Source organism: Thermodesulfobacterium sp. TA1 (genome assembly GCF_008630935.1).
In the GTDB taxonomy this organism is placed as follows: Bacteria; Desulfobacterota; Thermodesulfobacteria; order Thermodesulfobacteriales; family Thermodesulfobacteriaceae; genus Thermodesulfobacterium.
The window spans coordinates 564,182-581,188 of record NZ_CP043908.1 but is presented as its reverse complement, the minus strand read 5'-3'; the positions used below and the strand labels follow the sequence as shown (position 1 = coordinate 581,188).

Below are 17,007 nucleotides of genomic sequence, written 5' to 3'. Positions count from 1 at the left end.
TTTATGTTAAGGTTTGTTTAACACATTTTGTTTTGTATAATAAAACAAAAGCTTATAAGTTAGAGAGGGACAGGGACTCCATTTTTGGTAGGCCTTTGAGCCTCTTAAGGAGTATGTCCCTCTGTCCCTCAACACCCGATAAGTTGGTTGGGCTACCAAAGCCCCAGCTACTCGGGAGGATGGTGTGAGGGACAAAAATCTTAAAAAGGAGGTAGCATCATGACCCATTACATCGGTGTTGACATTTCTAAAGATAACTTCCACTTCTGCATCCTTAACCATGAAGCTAAAACCCTCTCCTCCGGCAAACTCTCTATGTCTCTTCAAGGCTTCTCTGATTTCTTTAACCTTCTCAAAACCCTCTCTGACCCTATCGTTGTTATGGAATCCTCTGGTAGGTTCCACATCCCCCTTTACTGCTTCCTCGTTGAAAAAGATATCCAAACCTTCATCCTTAACCCTAAAATCGTCCACAGATTCTTTGAATTTATCTCCGCTAACAACCCCTCTAAATACGACACAAAAGATGCCAAAATCCTTGCACTCTTCGCTCTTAATAACCCTGAATTCCTTAAATCCTATCCTGAAAACTCTGAACTCCGTAGTGCTTCTCGTCTTATCCAAAAACTTAAACATGAACTTGCTGAAGCTAAAACTCAAATCAAATACGCCCTCACTGTTCTTTTCCCAGAAGCTGAAAAGCACTTTAATATTTACTCCCACTCCTTCCTTAACATACTCCTTAAATTCCCCTCTGCTAAAACCCTTAAAAAAGCTAAACCAAATGAAATTTCCGAAATTATTAAATCCTCTGTTCCTAAAGGTAAAACCCCTTCCTTTTCTCCCGATGAAGTCATAAACCTTGCTAAAAACTCTATCGGGGTTGACAATCCTTATCTCTCTCAAACTCTTATCATCTACATCGAAAAACTCTTTTTCCTTGAGCCAAGAATAAAAAAGCTTGAAGAGATGCTTGTAGAGAAAATGGATGAAGACCAGCAAGAACAAATTAAGCTCATTTCCTCTATAAAAGGTATTTCCTCTAAACTTGCAAGTCTCTTTTTGGCTGAAATCAGAGACGTAAAAAGATTTTCTAATGCCAAAAAGCTCATAAAGTTTGCGGGCACAGACCCAGTAACAAAACAATCTGGTAAGTATAAAGCTAAGATGAGCATATCTAAGCAAGGGTCGAGCTTTCTCAGAAATGTTCTTTTCCAGATGGCGGTAGGTGTAGTAAAATGGAATTTTTACTTCAGATCCTATTTTATACGTAAGAAGAAAAACTTTGGCAGTTATAAGAAAGCTATGATAGCAGTTGTAAACAAACTTATAAGAGTTATCTATGCAATTTGTAGAAAAAAAACTTTCTTTAATCCTGCTTTTTCTAAGTTCCCTGTTCTGGAGGTCTCTCATGTTTAATTCCTATTTTCTGATAGTTGACTCCTTTAAGCTTTCTCTATCTTAACAAAATTTACTCTCATACCTACACTACCAGAAACCGGGTCTACCGCATATCTGGTAATCAACTGTTGGTCGTCTGCCCCGTTTAAATATGCCCTTTTTAACATAGGAGAAAAACTACCAAATCCGTGAGGAACATACACACAATCCGGCCTAATCCTTTCGGTAACCTTTATTTTTACCCTATTGCTTTTTACACCATCCTGATTAACCAGCACCACATAATCTCCGTTCTTTAATCCAAGTTTTTTGGCTACCTTAGCGTTTACCCAAGCAGCATTTTCTTTCATGAGCTCCCACAAAGATGGGTTGTTGGTGGTTCTGGAAAAGGTATGCACAGGTACCCTCCCATAAAGGAGCCTAAAGTAACCCTGAGGCGGTTCTTCATGTTTGGTATATTGGGGAATTGGAGGAAAACCAGCCTCTTCCAACTGCTTGCTATAAAGCTCTATTTTTCCAGATGGAGTTTTAAACTTAACCTCAGAGGTGCCATCAAGATAAGGATTAGCTGTATCTGGTATTTCTATGTAACCTTTCTGTTTTAGTTCTTCAAAACTTATTCCAAGGACTTGACATTTCGCTTTAAGATAGTCTTCAAAATCCTGATAAGGGAAATAGTCCTTTAAACCGAGCCTTATTCCCAATTCCTTGGCTATCCACCACCCTGGTTTTGTATCATACATTGGATTGACTACCGGCTGTCTTAAAGCTAAACCTATGCTTCTTTCTTTCACTTCAAAAATATCATCATACCTTTCTAAATAAGTACATTCTGGAAGCACCACATCTGCATAAAGTACATGGTCAAAAGGCATCATGTCAACGGTTACTACAAGGTCCAACTTTTTGATGGCCTCTATAGTATCTCTTTGGTTCGGAGTAGACTTTATAAGATTGGTTCCAGTAATCAACCACCCTTTTATAGGATAAGGGTTCTCGGTTAAGGTTGCTTTAATGATTTCAGGGATAACACCTTCTTCTTCGGTAAAAGGATAAGGGCCTTTGTTTATCTCTGGTTTTTGATGCTCTGGGTAAGGGACTCCACAAAAGTCTGAGAGATCATAACCAGTTAAAGGATTTTTAGGAGGAAGGTATATTCCACCAGGTCTTCCATAAGCTCCAAGAAGAGCTGTAAGGATGGCTATAGCTCTTATCCTTTGGGTATTGTCTTCATACCAAGCGGTGTGTCTTCCAGGATGGATTACTACAGAGGGTTTGTTTTTCCCCATAATCCTTGCGGTTTCTATTATCAAACCAGCTGGAATTTCGGTTTCTTTTTCAGCCCACTGAGGAGTATACTCTTTTACTGCTTCAGCTAACTTTTCAAACCCTACGGTATATTTAGCCACATATTCTTTGTCATAGAGTCCTTCGTTAATGATTACGTTTATCCAAGCCAAAAGTAAAGCTAGATCAGTAGCCGGTTTTATCGGAAGCCAATACTTGGCTTTACTTGCTACGGTAGAAAACCTTGGATCTACCACGATTACCGTAGCCCCATTTCCTAAGGCTTCTGTAAACTCTTGGCACATAGAATTATGTGCATTTTCTCCTATATGAAAACCTATCAGTACGATAACCTTGCTATTTTTTAAGTCTACCCTTTCAGGATTACCTACAGGAGACCCAAAAGTAAGCTTAAAAGCAATATCTCTTGCCCCTCTACAAAGAGCATAAGAGGGCATACCTAAATTAGGAGACCCATAAGCCCACAAAAGATGTACAAAATAAGTGGAAATGGTTCCATGAGTAAAAAGAGCCATAGCTTCGGGCCCATAAGTTTCCTTTATTTTTAACATCTTTTCTGCTACATAATTGAAAGCCTCATCCCATGAAGCTTTTTTAAACTTTCCTTCTCCCCTTTCTCCTACCCTTATCAAGGGATGTTTAAGTCTATCTGGGTCATAAAGAAGACCTATTCCTCCATGACCTCTAGCGCAAAGTTTTCCTCTTGATTGAGGATGTTCAGGATGTCCGTCAAGCTTGACCACTTTTCCATTCACTACCTTAGCTATAACCCCACATCTCCAAAAACACATTTCACAAACCGTGGGAACATATACCGGCTTATCTTCAGGCTTACGACCTAAACCTAATAACTTATCTACCTGTGTACCCCCTATTATCCCAACCCCGGTAGACGCAACCGCTATCTTCAAAAAATCCCTTCTCGACCAAACCATGCTTAACCTCCTGTTTAACCTTTTATCCGCACCTTATTTAAAAAGTTTAAAAAAAAGATATAAAAAGTCAAGATTAAAAAGAGGTTTTAAAGAAAATTTAAAAGAGTCAAAATTTTAGTTATCTAATTAAAAAACACATTATTGAGATATACTTTAAACTTATCTAAACCTAATAAATTACAAACTTCTTTTGAGACCCTGAGAACTTTCTAATGATAAACTAAAGAAATAGTCATAAGCTCAACTCTCAAGTTTTTTAATAAGTTCGTTTAGTTTTAAGGTAAGACCGCTTTTATCTCTCTTAGCCATCCCACCTACTTTTATTAATATTTTTTCTCCGTCTTCTTTTAAGAAAACCCAAAGGGTTTTTGGTTCTAAAAAGTAAACTCCTATCAACCCTAAAATCATCAACAAAAACCCTGCATAAACCAACCAAACCCCTGGGTCTTTTTTTACCTGAAGCACACTCATGTAAAACTTACCGGCTAAGTCTTTAAGCTCAAACTTACCTATCTTTTCCTTTATTTTAAACTCAGAGGGTTTTCCTTCTATGGCAAAAATCTCGTCTCCTTCCCCAGTTTCTTGGTCTAAAAGATTAAATTTAGCTACCAAAAAACCTTGATGGGCCATATAGGCCTCAAGTATTAGCACATATCTATCGGCTATTTCTACAGGTAGAGTTGGGTCAACAATTTTTTCAAAGGTTTTACCGTCTAAAGTTATTTTTACATTAAATTTAGGAATTTCTTCATAACTTGCTTGATAAAAAGCAATTCCTTTATGTTTGGCAGGATGGTTAACCTTTATCAAAGCGTCAACGGTGTTATTGCCTTTTTCTATAAAAGTAACGTTTGAGATATATTCCTTAGGGGTTCCGTCTGGATAGACTTCAAAAATAAACTTGTTAAGCCTTACTGAAAAATCAAGAAAGAGGGGGTTTTCTTTTTTAAAAAGAACTACTTGATTAGAAGCTTCTCCTTCTAATAAGTACATGTTTCCTCTAAATCCCCAGATAGCACCTACAACAGCCCCTATTATCATTAAGACCAAAGAAAAATGCACTAAATAAACCGATAAATAACCTATACGATTTTTGTCTTGATAAAACAAAAGACCTTGAGAGGTTTCTTTTTGAGCGAACCCCAAGTTTTTTAATAAACTTATTAATTGAGAAAAGTCTTTTTTTACTTTTATTTCTTGGGTATTAGGTAATCTTTGGGGGTCTACCTCTTCTGGATTTTTCTTAAAAAGTTTCCAGCTCACTTTAAAACGTTTTACCGAACAGGTAATAAGGTTTATCATAAAAAAAAGGAGTAAAAATACATACCAAACAGAATGGTAGGCATCATTAAGCTGTAATAAAAGAATAACTCGACCAAAGGTTTCTCCATATTTCATTAAGTAAAAATCTGGGGGCTGAACTTGAGGGATTATAGTTCCTAAAATAGAAAAAAAGGCTATAAGAAAAAACAAAACTACTGCAACCTTAACTGAAGAAAAAAAATCCCAGATAGTCTTCATCTTTTACCCCTTTCTGTGTTTTAAAAAGCTCTCTTAAAAATAACATAGAAAAATTTTAAAATCAACACCTAAGCTTACCTTGAAAAAATTGTGATTTAGGTTTTAATGGAAGTTGAGAGTAAAACTTTCTTAAAGGGAGCATGTATGAAAAATTTTAAAAATAAAAAACTCCTTTATCCTATATTAGGTATTCTTCTTTTATTAGCCGTAGCCTTTTCCAACGGATTTACTAAAGAAAAAAACGAAGAGATCTACAAATACCTCAAACTTTTTTCTCAAGTATTAAAGCTTATAGAGGACAACTATGTAACCGAAGTATCTCCCAAAGACCTTATTTATGGTGCTATAAACGGAATGTTAAACTCTTTAGACCCCTACTCTTCTTTGATGAAACCTGAAGAATTTAAGGAACTTGAAATCGAAACCAAAGGAAGCTTTACGGGAATAGGGATAGAAATTACCATAAAAGACGATGTAATAACTGTAGTGGCTCCGATCGAAGACACCCCTGCTTGGAAAGCTGGTATCAAGCCAGGAGATAAAATTCTAAAAATAGAAGACAAACCTACTAAAGGAATGAGTATTACTGAGGCTGTCAAACTGTTAAGAGGCCCTAAAGGAACTAAGGTTACTTTAACCATACTTAGAAACGATAAAGACATAAAAGAAATTACCCTTATCAGAGATGTAATTCCTATAAGAAGTGTAAAGTATAAACTTCTTGAACCAAATTATGCCTATGTAAGGATTACCAACTTTCAAGAAAAGACCCATCAAGAGCTGATCAATGCTTTAGAAGAACTTGAAAAACAGCAACTAAAGGGTCTCATTTTAGACCTTCGTTATAATCCAGGAGGTCTTCTCTCTTCTGCAATAGAGGTAGCAGACGAGTTTCTTGAAAAAGGTCTCATTGTTTCTGTAAAAGGTAAGGCAAAAAACTCAGAGATGACCTTTGAGGCTAAACCTAATCCAAGCAACAAAAAGCATCCTTATCCTATCGTAATCCTTATCAACCATGGCACGGCTTCTGCCTCTGAAATAGTTACCGGTGCGTTAAAAGACCATAAAAGAGCCCTTGTGCTTGGACAAAAAAGTTTTGGTAAAGGTAGGGTCCAAACGGTCATCCCTCTTGACGATGGTTACGCAGTTAAGTTGACCACTGCCTTCTACTATACCCCAAATGGGGTTTGTATCGATACGATAGGAATTGTGCCTGACATCGAAATACCTATGGTTGAGTTAGCAGCCAAAGAAAAATCTAAAAACAAAGACGAAGAAGACCTAATAAAACCTTGGACTTCACCTGAAGAGGATTTTCAGGTAAAAATGGCTCTTTCTATTTTAAAAAACCTAAAAGAAATTTCTAAGCTTAATTTTTAAATGTTTGACCCTAAGGTTTTTATACTTTTAACTCCGGTTTTATTGCTGGCTTTAACGGTGCACGAATTTTCTCACGGTTTGGTAGCCTACCTTTTAGGAGACCCTACCCCTAAGCTTGCTAAAAGACTTACGTTAAATCCGATCAAGCATCTTGACGTTTTTGGAACTTTAACGTTGTTTATTACTCAGGCTATAGGTTGGGCAAAACCTGTGCCTATTAACCCTAACTACTTCAAAAATCCTTGGAAAGACATGGCCCTTGTTTCTTTGGCTGGGCCGCTTTCAAACATCCTACTTGCTTTTCTCTTTGGGTTTTTGTTTCATCTATTTTATGGATTAAACTTAAATTATACTTCTTTTGCGGTTTCTCAACCTCTGGCCCTTATGTGTTTTTTAGGGATAAAAATAAACTTAGGTTTAGCTATTTTTAACCTTTTACCTATTCCTCCTTTGGACGGAAGTAAAATATTGGTTAAATTCTTACCTAAAACCTGGAGGTTTAACTATCTAAGACTTGAATTATTCGGGTTTATTTTTATCTTGATTTTAGCTTTAACCGGGGTGCTTGGAAGAGTAATTTATCCTATATTAAACTTAGCTACCAATTTAGTTTTAGGACTTACTAACGTTTTTTAGGCTTTACAAACCATGGAAAAATCAACGTTAATACTCTGGTTGATTACCATAATCCTTTGGGGAATATGTCCTATAATAGAAAAAATCGGGCTAAAAAACGTAGACCCTCTTATGGCTCTTTTTGTCAGAACCTTAGTCGCCCTTATAGGGCTAAGCCTGGCTGTTTTCTTAACAGGGACCTTTAAGCCTGAAGTCCTAAACTTTAAAAACATAGCTGTTTTATCTTTAAGCGGTATCTTAGGTGGTTTTTTAGGGATGTTAACCTATTTTACCTTACTTAAATCTCAAAAGGCCTCTCAAATAGTGCCACTAACTTCTGTGTATCCGTTGATTGCAACCTTTTTTTCCGTTATTTTCCTTAAAGAAGAAATACACTTAAACAAAATCATAGCGGTATTTCTTATAGTATCTGGAGTTTTTCTTTTGTTTAAAAATCCTTAAAAAACTTATTCGCTGTAGTTTTTAAGAGACCTAAACCCTAAAACAAACAAAATCACACTATAAAAAACCAGCATCAAAACACAAATCCATGCAAGGGTATCAAAAAATTCCTTTCTTATAAGAATGTTGGTATAGGTTAGAGGTAAAACATAGACTATAGGTTTTAAAAAAATCGGAATACGTTCTATTGGGAAAAAAGTCCCACAAAAAAAGCCCATCGGAAGGATAAAAAAATTAAAATAAGTTGCTGTCTCCTCGTGTCCTTTGGCAGACATACCTACCAAAAAACCAAGGTTTGCAAACAAAAAACAGTTTAAAAAGAGGGCTACTATAAAAGGTAGACTTAGACCAAAATGAGGACAGGTAACATAACCCACCAGGATGATTAAACTTGCGGCAAAAAGCCCTTTTATCATGCCTGCAAGGACTTCTCCGACGATTATAGAACTATAAGAAATAGGAGCTAAATAAAGTACCTGAAAGGTTTTAAAATAAAGACGATTGAGGTTTATAGAATTAGCGATCCAGGTATAAGAGTTGGTCATAGAGGTCATAGCCACAAGTCCTGGTATAAGAAAGCTAAGATATCCTTTCTCCCCCATTTGAACCATCCTTCCGAGACCAAGTCCAAAAACGATAAAATAAATAATAGGAAGCATCATAGCAGACAAAAGATAGCCAAACTTTAAAAGCCTCCTTCTAAAAATCAAAAGTTCTCGCAATAAAACAGGATACCAATCCACTATTCTATCCTTTCTCCGGTAAGTTTGATAAATACATCTTCTAAGTTAGTTTCTCTTATAACTAAAGGCAGGTCATTTTTCTTGGCAAACTCGTAGGCCTCTTCTTTGGTCTTAAACATCCAAAGGTTTATATTACCTTCTTGGTCTATGTACTCTACCGTAAAAAGACCTACAGATTTTTTAAGTTCAGACGGAGACCCAAGGGCAATAAGTCTTCCCTTAGCTAAAATTCCAACCCTATCACAAAGCGCTTCTGCCTCTTCTATATAATGAGTAGTAAGAAAAACGGTCTTACCTTCTGCCTTCGCTCTTTTTATTATTTCCCAAAGATGTCTTCTTATCTGAGGGTCAAGCCCTATAGAAGGCTCATCTAAAAATAAAACTTTCGGGTCTGAAAGCAAGGCTCTTGCAAGAAGAAGTCTTCTTTGCATACCACCTGAAAGCTTAGAAACCAGCGTATCTTTCCTTTCCCAAAGCCCCATCATCTCTAATAAGTTTTTGATCTTGACCTTTAAATCCTTTATTTTATGAAGTTTTCCATAAATAAAAAGATTTTCGTAAACCGTTAAGTCTCTATCTAAGTTATTTTCCTGTGGAACAACCCCGATAAATTTTCTAATTTCATAAGGTTCTTTTATAACATCAAAACCGTTGATAAAACATTTCCCCGCATCAGGCTTAGTTAAAGTGATTAAAACCTTTACTGTAGTTGTTTTCCCTGCTCCGTTTGGGCCAAGAAGTCCAAATATTTCACCTTGTTTTATCTCAAAACTTATCCCATCAACTGCCTTTATTTTCCCATAATGTTTAACAAGTCCCTCAACTTTTATCATAACTTATAAGCCCTTGCAATAGCTAAAAGACTATCTGCTTTTAAATCTTCAACTAAATAATACCTTGCATTAAGCCATTCTGCAACCTTAAAAGCAATATCCATCCTTATAAATTTGTTTTTCTTTTCTGTATCTATAACTATAAAATCAGCAGATGAAATACTACTTAAAAGACTACAAAGACTCTGAAGTTCTTCAAAAACAGACTTTCCAGTTAAAGAAACATTTGCTTTTCCATCAGTAATAAGGAAAATCAAAAACCTACTATAAGGCTCTTTTAGTTTTAATCTTCTTATTAAATTATAGGTTTCCATAAGTCCTGCTGAAAGAGGGGTTTTCCCACCGGTTGGAATTTCTTTTAATCTTTTTAAAGCAAGTTCATGAGAAGAAGTTGGAGGAAGAACAGTTTCTGCCCTATCTTTTCTAAAAACAATCATAGCTATTTTATCCCTTTTTTGATAGCAATCCATAAGAAGAGAAAGAATAGCTCCTTTAGTTTGTATCATTCTGTTTTCTACTCCCATAGATCCAGAACCATCAACTACAAAAATAACGATATGCCTCATTTTTCTCTCTTTTTCTTTATATCTTAAGTCCTCTTCTTTTATAATAAGTTTGTCCTTTCTTCCTCTTACAATCTGAAAGGGAGAAGCAGCTCTTATGGTTGCAGAAATCGCCACCTCTTCTCTTTCTTGAATAAGGCTTCTAACAAACCTTCCTCCCCTTCCTTTTATCTTAGTTTTGGTTCTTCTTCCTACAGCCTCTCTTATAATCCTATCCTTTTTAAGTAAAATCCTTTTCACTTTAAAGCTTTCTCCAACCGGAAAAACTTCTTCCTTTTCCTGAGAGAATCTTTCAATACTTCCTTCTGGAAGGGAAGATAAAGGTTCTTTTTGTTTTGTTTCTTTTTTCTCTTTTTCTTGATTTTGTTTTTGTTCCTCCTTTTCCTCTTGAGGCTCTTCCTCTTGTTGAGGAGGAGGTGGTGGCTCAATCAATCTTTTTCTGTGCACCAAAACAAGGGGAGCAACCTCATCTACATATTCCTTTTTTACCTCTTTTTCTCCAAGATAGGCGGTATAGGCTTTTACCGCATGCATCAAAAAAATATCAGCCCTGTGTCCAGCTACAGCAGATTTCAAAGCTAATTCTATAATATAGTCCTTTATCTCATCAGGTAATTTTACCTCTTTTATCAACTCTTTAGACCTTAAAATCCCTTTAACAATTTCTTCCTCATCTTTTCTTAAATTTCCAAAATCTTGAAGATTAAGCCTTATAATTTCTTTTCTCCTTTCTTTATCTTTAATATCATCCATAATTACACACATACCAAACCTATCAAGAAAATGGCTTGAAAACTCCCCTTCCTCTAGGTTCATTGTTGCAAGAATTATAAAGTTTGCAGGCTCTCTAAGGGTTATACCCTCTCTTTCAACTATATTCTCGCCTCTTGATTGAACCTCAAAAATCAAAGAAAGTATATCGTTCGGGAAAAGGTTTATGTCTTCAACTAATAAAAACCCTCCTTGTGCCTTACCAAGAAGCCCCCTTTGATAAATCCTTTTTCCTTGGTTTAAAGTTTCTTCAATATTAATCCCTCCCAAAAGGGCTTCTTCAGTAACACTCATCGGAACTTCAATAAAAGGATAGTCTAAAAAAGAAACTATCTTTTTAAAAGCCTTTAAAAGGGTTGATTTACCGGTTCCTTTTTTTCCGATAAAAAGGACACCTCCACATCTGGGTTCGATCGCATTTAAAAGAAGAGCAAGTTTTGCTATATCCTGAAAAATAAAATCTGAAAAGCTTAAACTATATTTTTTCAAGTATGGCATGTAATTTTTCTACCTCATTTGAGATATCCTCAAAAGGAAGTCTTTTTAGCCTGTGTCTTAAGGCTAAGGGAGCAACTTTTTTAATTTCTTCTCTAATTATTTTATTTTTTCCATTAAAAGCTGCATAAGCTCTGGCAGATTTTAGCATCACAATGTCTGCTCTATGACCATCAAGATTTAACTCTGAAGTTATTTCAACTACTTGAGAAAGGGCATCATCACTAATTTCTACTTTTTTAAGATTTTCTTTTGCTTTAAGTATTCTTTCTAAAAGTTTTTTTTGTTCAGGCTCCCATTTTTTAAAAAATTCCTCTGGGTCATCATCAAATTCTGCCTTTCTTTTAAGAACCTCCTTCCTTAAAGCTTTATCTCTTAAAGTATTCACTTGAACACAAAGACCAAACCTATCAAGAAGTTGAGGTCTAAGCTCTCCTTCTTCCGGGTTCATCGTACCTACAAGAATAAATCTCGCAGGATGAGTAAAGGATATACCTTCCCTCTCAACTGTATTTATCCCCATTGCAGCTGAATCAAGAAGAAGATCTACGATATGGTCTTCAAGTAAATTAACTTCATCGATGTAAAGAAAATTTCTGTTTGCTTCTGCAAGAATTCCTGGTTCAAATTTTTTTTCTCCTTTTTTAATAGCATGTTCAATATCGAGGGTCCCAACCACTCTATCCTCAGTAACCCCAAGAGGAAGTTCAACCACCTTCATTTTCTTTTTTCTGTTTCGAGAGGGATTTCATTTTTTATTTTTTCAAGACAATCACTACAAAATGGACCCTCCGGAGAACAATTAAACCTACATCCCTTTACTACTTCAATCTCAGGAAGAAGGTCTGCTAAAGCACGAACTGTTGTTGATTTAGCAGTCCCTTTTTCTCCCATTATCAAAACACCACCAATACCTGGATCAATTACGTTTAAAATAAGGGCAAGCTTCATCTCTTCTTGATTAACGATTGCTGTAAAAGGAAATATCACCTTAAAACCTCCTTCATCTTACCTTTGGTTTTGTAAACTTAGTCAACCTATTTTTTATTTTAGCTTGGGACAAATCAATTTTTGCCCGTTAAAGCAAAAATTAATAACCTCTACTTCATAAACCCTTTTAATTAATTCTTCTGTTAAAACTTCTTTTGGACTTCCTTCTGCTATCTTATTTCCTGAATTAATCACCACTATTTTATCTGAAAAAAGGCTTGCAAGATTTGGGTCATGTAAAGTCATAACAACTGTAAGTCCTTTTAAAGTTGCAATTTCTTTTATTTTCTTTAAAACATTTATCTGATTTTTAAAATCAAGATGACTTGTTGGTTCATCAAGAAGCATCACTGGAGCCTCTTGAGCAATAGCCCTTGCAATAAGAACAAGCTGCCTTTCTCCACCACTTATCTTAGTATAAGGAACATCTTTTAATTGTCTAATTCCAACAAGTTCTAATGCGGTTTCTACTTTCTCATAGTCTTTTTTACCAGGAGATGAGAAAATTCCTACATAACTTGCTCTTCCCATAAGAACCACATCAAAAACAGAAAAAGGAAAGGCAGGCTCATGATCTTGTGGAACAACTGAAAAATACCTTGCTCTATTTTTGTAAGATAATTTATTAATAGTTATTCCATCAACTTTAATCTCTCCTTTATAGTTTTTCCAAATCCCAGAAATGCACTTAAAAAGTGTAGTTTTCCCAGAACCATTAGGTCCTAAAATAGCAGTTATAAAGCCTTTCTCTGCGGTAAAGCTTATTCCTTTTAAAATATCACGTTTTTCTCCTTTATGCCTAAAATAAATTTCTCTTACTTCAAGCATGCTATTTACCCCAAGCTTCTTTACCACCACGTTTCATTAAATAAATAAAAAATGGTGCACCAGTTAAAGCAGTAATAATACCAACGGGAATATCAAAACTTGTAAGAGTGCGAGATATAGTATCTGCTGCAATCATAAAAGATGCCCCCGCAGTGAGACTAAGTGGAAAAAGAACTTTATGATCAGGCCCAATAAGCATTCTTACTAAATGAGGAACCATAAGTCCTACCCATCCAATAATCCCACAAAGGGAGGTTGCTATAGCTACAGCTAAGGTTGAAAATCCAATAAAAAGAAGTCTGTCTCTTGCAACATTAACTCCAAGAGCTTTTGCTTCTTCCTCACTAAGGCTCATCACATTTAGCCTCCAACGCATAAGAAAAATAGGAAATAATCCGAAAACAACTCCCAAAAGAGAAACTTTTACTCCTCTCCAATCAGCAAGTGAAAAACTTCCCATAAGCCAATAAACGATACTTTGAAGCTTATGAGGATCAACCAAAAACTTAACAATAGATACCAAAGCAGTAAAAAAAGCTGAAACAATGACTCCAGAAAGAATAAGAGGAAGTCTACTTACCTCGCCTTGTGTCTGGGCAACAGTATAAGCAATGACTACCGCAGTTATTCCAAAAATAAAGGCCATAAATTGAACAGGAAGAAAGCTTAAAAACCCAATGGTTATAGCACATCCAAAGGCTGCTCCAGCTGAAATGCCAAGGATAAAAGGATCAACAAGAGGATTCCTAAATATTCCCTGAAGGGTAACCCCTGCTCCAGAAAGACAAGCACCAACAATCCCAGCAAGTATAACCCTTGGTAACCTTATATCAAATATTATCGCCTTTTCTGGAATATCTCCTATATTAAAAATATGAAAAGTTTCGTTCAGTAAAATTTTTAAAACCATGAATGGGCTAACTCCATAAGCACCAAGAAAAAGAGCTACCCATGCAACAACAAAGGGAGAAATTAAAATCACTAAAGCCTTAATACCCCTCATATTTCTTTACCTTATAATAAGAAATACCAAAAACTTTTTTATAAAAATTATCCGCAACTTTTTCAAAATCTACGTCTTTAAAATATTCAGGATAAACCTTCATTGCCATGTAAAGTGCAATTGGTGCAAGTCTCGGAGACCAAGTTGACCACCTTGGAAGTTTATAAACCTTATGCTCTCTTACAGCTTTAATAGCTTTCCATTGAGAATTTTTATAAAGCCAAGATTCATTATACCCAGCAGAACCCCATATAAAAATTACATCAGGATCCCATTTAACTATTTTCTCAATTGATACCTCTGCATTTCTACTCTGAATAGAACCAGCTGGATTTATTCCTCCGATTAAATCTATAATATCGTTTGTAATACCAATTCCACACGAAACAGTAGTCGGTTTCCCACCGAGATGTATTATTTTTTTTCTTTTTTCAGGTGAAATTTTTGAAACTCTTTTTTTAATAAGGTTTAATATCTTTTCCATTTCAGAAATCACTTCTTCTGCTCTTTTTTCTTTCCCAAAAAGTTTTCCATGCATCCTAATAACTTCATAAAGCTCAGAAAGACTATCAGGCCAAATTCCTATAACTTTAATACCCTTTTGTTCAAGAAATCTTATTGTATTTGGACTATATGTCCAAGTGATAACAATATCTGGCTTTAACCTTAGCACTGCTTCAACATTTAAATCTGAGCCAGCGCCAACGGTTGGTTTTTTAAACAAAGGATTTTCACTTACAATTGCTTTATAAAGATCGCAATTTTCCTCTGCCCACCTTGAAACCCCTGTAACCTGATTCCATAAGTTTAAAGCTGGAATAAGCTCATAAGTTATCCCCATAACCGCCCTCTTAACAGGAACATTAACTACAACATTTCTTCCAAGCTTATCAGTAACTCTGAAGGTTGAGGCTTGTAAAACCTCAACCCATGTAAAGCTTAAACTAAATATCAAAACTAAAACTTTAATGAGAACTCTAAAAACCATTGCCTTTCTGGTGCCTTATAATATTGATAGTATTTTCTATTAAAAATGTTATCTACCTCAAAACTTAACTTTGCAAATTTTGAAACCTGGTAAGAAATTCTTCCATCAACAACAAAATATTCATCATAAGAACCGTAAACATTTTTAACCTTATCAGAATTATCGTCATTGACATACCATTTATCAACATATCTTCCAATAAGAAATGCTTGAAATTTTGATTTTTCAAATTCTAATCCAATATTTGCCATCCATAAAGGTGTATAAGTAAGTCTTTTTCCAACTGTTTCTGGTTTTGCTTTATTTTCTTTGATTTCAGAATCAGTATAGGTAAAGTTTGTAAAAAATCTTAACCATTTATCAAGCTTTTGCTCAAACTCAAATTCAACACCGCGAGATTCTGCTTTACCAACATTTACCAATTCCTGATATGTAGCATTAACAGTTTTACGGTATATTAAATCTCTCATATAATTTTCAAAATACGTCAAAGAAACTCTTGCACCTTTCCAAAGTTTTTGCTCAACTCCGATATCCCAAGATATAACTGTTTCAGGGTCTAAGTAAGGATTCCCAGCATAAGTAATTCCTGTAGCAGTACTTGTCCAGGTTCTATAAAGTTCATATACTGTTGGAGGTCTAAAAGCTTTTCCAATTGAACCACGAAGTATTGTTGATTCAAAGGGTTTATAGACTAAACCAAATTTAGGGCTAAAAGAAGATGCAGAATGTGATGGATATTCTATTGGATAACCTTTTTTCCCGACATCATTTACATATCCGTCATAAGTTTTCCACCAGTCTTGTCTAAAGCTTATATAGAGAGTTAAATTATTTAGAAGCATTATTTCATCTTGAAAAAAAACTGCATAAGTCCTATCTTTACCTTTTGATTCATATTTTAAGGTCGTTATTGATTCTCTATCTCTCCAGTTTCTTAGATATTTTCCCTTTGTGTGGGCATGTCCATGTCTATAAGAGCCACCAAATGTAATAATCTGGTTACTAAAAATGGGAAGACTAAATTGGATATCTACCATATAAGCCTCTGATGGAGTATTTGAAACATATCCACATGCTGATGGAGAACCTATACAACCAGTTCTTGTTGCATTAGAAAGTGTAGTAATATACCAATCCTCTTCAACATTTAAATATGATAAATTTAATTTCATTACAATGTCTTTAAAAAGCTTTGACTCAAATCCTGAGGAATATGTATTTTGAATTCGACCCCCACCTCCAGGTAAAAAAGTATTTTCTCTTACTCTACCATATCCCCAAACAGGAGCTCCAGTTGTTGCATTAAATATATACGTATGTGATGCATCATAATCATAATTGTAACGATTTCTCATAAAAGTTAATCTTAATTTCGTATCTTTTGTAAACTCATACTGTGCTTTGATTGTAATTCCATCATCCCACCAAGTATTATCTCCTTTATCTCCAATTAGATAAGCTTTCTTTCCTTCTCTTGTTAAAGTTTCTTTATAACCAATAATTCCTGTAGGTGGTTTTGTTGTTTGAACATTAAAATCACTTGGATAACCATTCGTCCATTGTCCACCATAACTTAAAAAAATGCTCAATTTATCAAATAATTTATCCCCATAGGATATATAAATTCTTCTTAAATCATCCATTGCTTTCCCACGCTTCCAGCTTGAGCCATATCCTGTTTTTAAAAGAATTTCTCTTTTTTCTGGCATCTTGGTTATAAACTGAACAACTCCACCCATAGCATAACCACCGTAAAGAGAAGAAAAAGGCCCTTTAACAACTTCAATCCTTTCAAGGTCTTCTGGATAATATCCTCCCATTTTGACACTACCAGTATAAGGATTATTTAATATCACTCCATCCATAAGAATAAGCGTTCTCTTTTGTTCAGGAATTCCTCTTAAAGTAATTGCAAAAAGAGTATCCATTAAACCTTTTCCTCTTCTAATAAAGACGCCAAAAACATCATTTAAAGCCTCATCAATTGTTTTTGGGGCTTTAAGTTCAATTTTTTTCTTTGTAACCACATTTACGCTTGCAGGTGCAACCTCAACAGGAATTTCAACCCTTGTTGCTGTTACTATTACCTCAGGAATCTCCTCAGTTTTTTTAACCTTTTCTGCTTTAACTTCTTCACCAAAAATTGGATTAACTACAAACAAACTTAA

16 protein-coding genes are annotated in these 17,007 nt (G+C 35.2%); 4 read left to right on the top strand and 12 right to left on the bottom strand.

The window, feature by feature from the left end:
• Positions 1-6 precede the first annotated feature (6 nt).
• Positions 7-264, bottom strand: a complete 258-nt coding sequence (locus F1847_RS03070) for a hypothetical protein (RefSeq protein WP_150071130.1) — start codon at positions 262-264, stop codon at positions 7-9.
• Between F1847_RS03070 and F1847_RS03065 the strand changes: the two genes are divergently transcribed.
• On the top strand, positions 220-1,419 hold the full coding sequence (locus tag F1847_RS03065) for an IS110 family transposase (protein WP_150071129.1): 1,200 nt from the start codon (positions 220-222) through the stop codon (positions 1,417-1,419). The two genes, F1847_RS03070 and F1847_RS03065, sit on opposite strands and share 45 nt — an antisense overlap.
• A gap of 26 nt (positions 1,420-1,445) precedes the next feature.
• Here F1847_RS03065 and F1847_RS03060 read toward each other — a convergent pair whose 3' ends face one another.
• Positions 1,446-3,644 carry a molybdopterin-dependent oxidoreductase gene (locus F1847_RS03060; RefSeq protein ID WP_150071637.1) on the bottom strand — a complete coding sequence of 733 codons (2,199 nt, stop codon included), beginning with the start codon at positions 3,642-3,644 and terminating at the stop codon, positions 1,446-1,448.
• Positions 3,645-3,884: 240 nt separating this feature from the next.
• Positions 3,885-5,165 carry a cytochrome c biogenesis protein ResB gene (locus tag F1847_RS03055; protein WP_150071636.1) on the bottom strand — a complete coding sequence of 427 codons (1,281 nt, stop codon included), beginning with the start codon at positions 5,163-5,165 and terminating at the stop codon, positions 3,885-3,887.
• Between the two features lie 144 nt (positions 5,166-5,309).
• Here F1847_RS03055 and F1847_RS03050 point away from each other — a divergent pair, with 144 nt between their 5' ends.
• The 3 genes from F1847_RS03050 to F1847_RS03040 are packed head-to-tail and all read left to right on the top strand — an operon-like array spanning position 5,310 to position 7,622.
• On the top strand, positions 5,310-6,545 hold the full coding sequence (locus F1847_RS03050) for a S41 family peptidase (protein WP_150071635.1): 1,236 nt from the start codon (positions 5,310-5,312) through the stop codon (positions 6,543-6,545).
• Positions 6,546-7,181: a site-2 protease family protein gene (locus tag F1847_RS03045; protein ID WP_150071634.1), complete on the top strand. Its 636-nt coding sequence runs from the start codon at positions 6,546-6,548 to the stop codon at positions 7,179-7,181. It abuts the gene before it with no gap.
• 12 nt (positions 7,182-7,193) lie between these two features.
• Positions 7,194-7,622, top strand: a complete 429-nt coding sequence (locus F1847_RS03040; RefSeq protein WP_150071633.1) for an EamA family transporter — start codon at positions 7,194-7,196, stop codon at positions 7,620-7,622.
• Positions 7,623-7,627: 5 nt separating this feature from the next.
• Here the strand turns inward: F1847_RS03040 and F1847_RS03035 are convergent, their stop codons facing one another.
• Genes F1847_RS03035 through F1847_RS03000 form a run of 9 tightly spaced genes read right to left on the bottom strand, consistent with a single transcriptional unit; the run spans position 7,628 to position 17,001 of the window.
• Complete coding sequence (locus F1847_RS03035) at positions 7,628-8,365, bottom strand: ABC transporter permease (RefSeq protein WP_150071632.1); 738 nt, start codon at positions 8,363-8,365, stop codon at positions 7,628-7,630.
• Positions 8,365-9,198, bottom strand: a complete 834-nt coding sequence (locus F1847_RS03030; protein ID WP_150071631.1) for an ABC transporter ATP-binding protein — start codon at positions 9,196-9,198, stop codon at positions 8,365-8,367. The genes F1847_RS03035 and F1847_RS03030 overlap by 1 nt, the downstream gene beginning before the upstream one ends.
• On the bottom strand, positions 9,195-11,030 hold the full coding sequence (locus F1847_RS03025) for a VWA domain-containing protein (RefSeq protein ID WP_150071630.1): 1,836 nt from the start codon (positions 11,028-11,030) through the stop codon (positions 9,195-9,197). Before F1847_RS03025 ends, F1847_RS03030 begins: the two co-directional genes overlap by 4 nt.
• Positions 11,008-11,748 carry an ATP-binding protein gene (locus F1847_RS03020; protein ID WP_206202422.1) on the bottom strand — a complete coding sequence of 247 codons (741 nt, stop codon included), beginning with the start codon at positions 11,746-11,748 and terminating at the stop codon, positions 11,008-11,010. The genes F1847_RS03025 and F1847_RS03020 overlap by 23 nt, the downstream gene beginning before the upstream one ends.
• The gene (locus F1847_RS09275) at positions 11,745-12,017 is read right to left on the bottom strand and encodes a hypothetical protein (protein ID WP_206202420.1); all 273 of its coding nucleotides are present in this window, start codon (positions 12,015-12,017) and stop codon (positions 11,745-11,747) included. Before F1847_RS09275 ends, F1847_RS03020 begins: the two co-directional genes overlap by 4 nt.
• Before the next feature lie 54 nt (positions 12,018-12,071).
• Complete coding sequence (locus F1847_RS03015; RefSeq protein ID WP_150071629.1) at positions 12,072-12,845, bottom strand: ABC transporter ATP-binding protein; 774 nt, start codon at positions 12,843-12,845, stop codon at positions 12,072-12,074.
• A gap of 1 nt (position 12,846) precedes the next feature.
• Positions 12,847-13,848 carry an iron ABC transporter permease gene (locus F1847_RS03010; RefSeq protein ID WP_150071628.1) on the bottom strand — a complete coding sequence of 334 codons (1,002 nt, stop codon included), beginning with the start codon at positions 13,846-13,848 and terminating at the stop codon, positions 12,847-12,849.
• Entirely contained in the window at positions 13,835-14,836 is a 1,002-nt protein-coding gene (locus F1847_RS03005; protein ID WP_150071627.1) for an ABC transporter substrate-binding protein, read from the bottom strand. The genes F1847_RS03010 and F1847_RS03005 overlap by 14 nt, the downstream gene beginning before the upstream one ends.
• Positions 14,806-17,001, bottom strand: a complete 2,196-nt coding sequence (locus F1847_RS03000) for a TonB-dependent receptor (RefSeq protein ID WP_168194249.1) — start codon at positions 16,999-17,001, stop codon at positions 14,806-14,808. Before F1847_RS03000 ends, F1847_RS03005 begins: the two co-directional genes overlap by 31 nt.
• Positions 17,002-17,007 lie beyond the last annotated feature (6 nt).

Bases quoted from the DNA above. Each gene is read 5' to 3' on its own strand.
- F1847_RS03065 (WP_150071129.1), top strand. From the start codon at position 220: ATGACCCATTACATCGGTGTTGACATTTCTAAAGATAACTTCCACTTC.
- F1847_RS03060 (WP_150071637.1), bottom strand. From the start codon at position 3,644: ATGGTTTGGTCGAGAAGGGATTTTTTGAAGATAGCGGTTGCGTCTACC.
- F1847_RS03055 (WP_150071636.1), bottom strand. From the start codon at position 5,165: ATGAAGACTATCTGGGATTTTTTTTCTTCAGTTAAGGTTGCAGTAGTT.
- F1847_RS03050 (WP_150071635.1), top strand. From the start codon at position 5,310: ATGAAAAATTTTAAAAATAAAAAACTCCTTTATCCTATATTAGGTATT.
- F1847_RS03045 (WP_150071634.1), top strand. From the start codon at position 6,546: ATGTTTGACCCTAAGGTTTTTATACTTTTAACTCCGGTTTTATTGCTG.
- F1847_RS03040 (WP_150071633.1), top strand. From the start codon at position 7,194: ATGGAAAAATCAACGTTAATACTCTGGTTGATTACCATAATCCTTTGG.
- F1847_RS03030 (WP_150071631.1), bottom strand. From the start codon at position 9,198: ATGATAAAAGTTGAGGGACTTGTTAAACATTATGGGAAAATAAAGGCA.
- F1847_RS03025 (WP_150071630.1), bottom strand. From the start codon at position 11,030: ATGCCATACTTGAAAAAATATAGTTTAAGCTTTTCAGATTTTATTTTT.
- F1847_RS03020 (WP_206202422.1), bottom strand. From the start codon at position 11,748: ATGAAGGTGGTTGAACTTCCTCTTGGGGTTACTGAGGATAGAGTGGTT.
- F1847_RS03015 (WP_150071629.1), bottom strand. From the start codon at position 12,845: ATGCTTGAAGTAAGAGAAATTTATTTTAGGCATAAAGGAGAAAAACGT.
- F1847_RS03010 (WP_150071628.1), bottom strand. From the start codon at position 13,848: ATGAGGGGTATTAAGGCTTTAGTGATTTTAATTTCTCCCTTTGTTGTT.
- F1847_RS03005 (WP_150071627.1), bottom strand. From the start codon at position 14,836: ATGGTTTTTAGAGTTCTCATTAAAGTTTTAGTTTTGATATTTAGTTTA.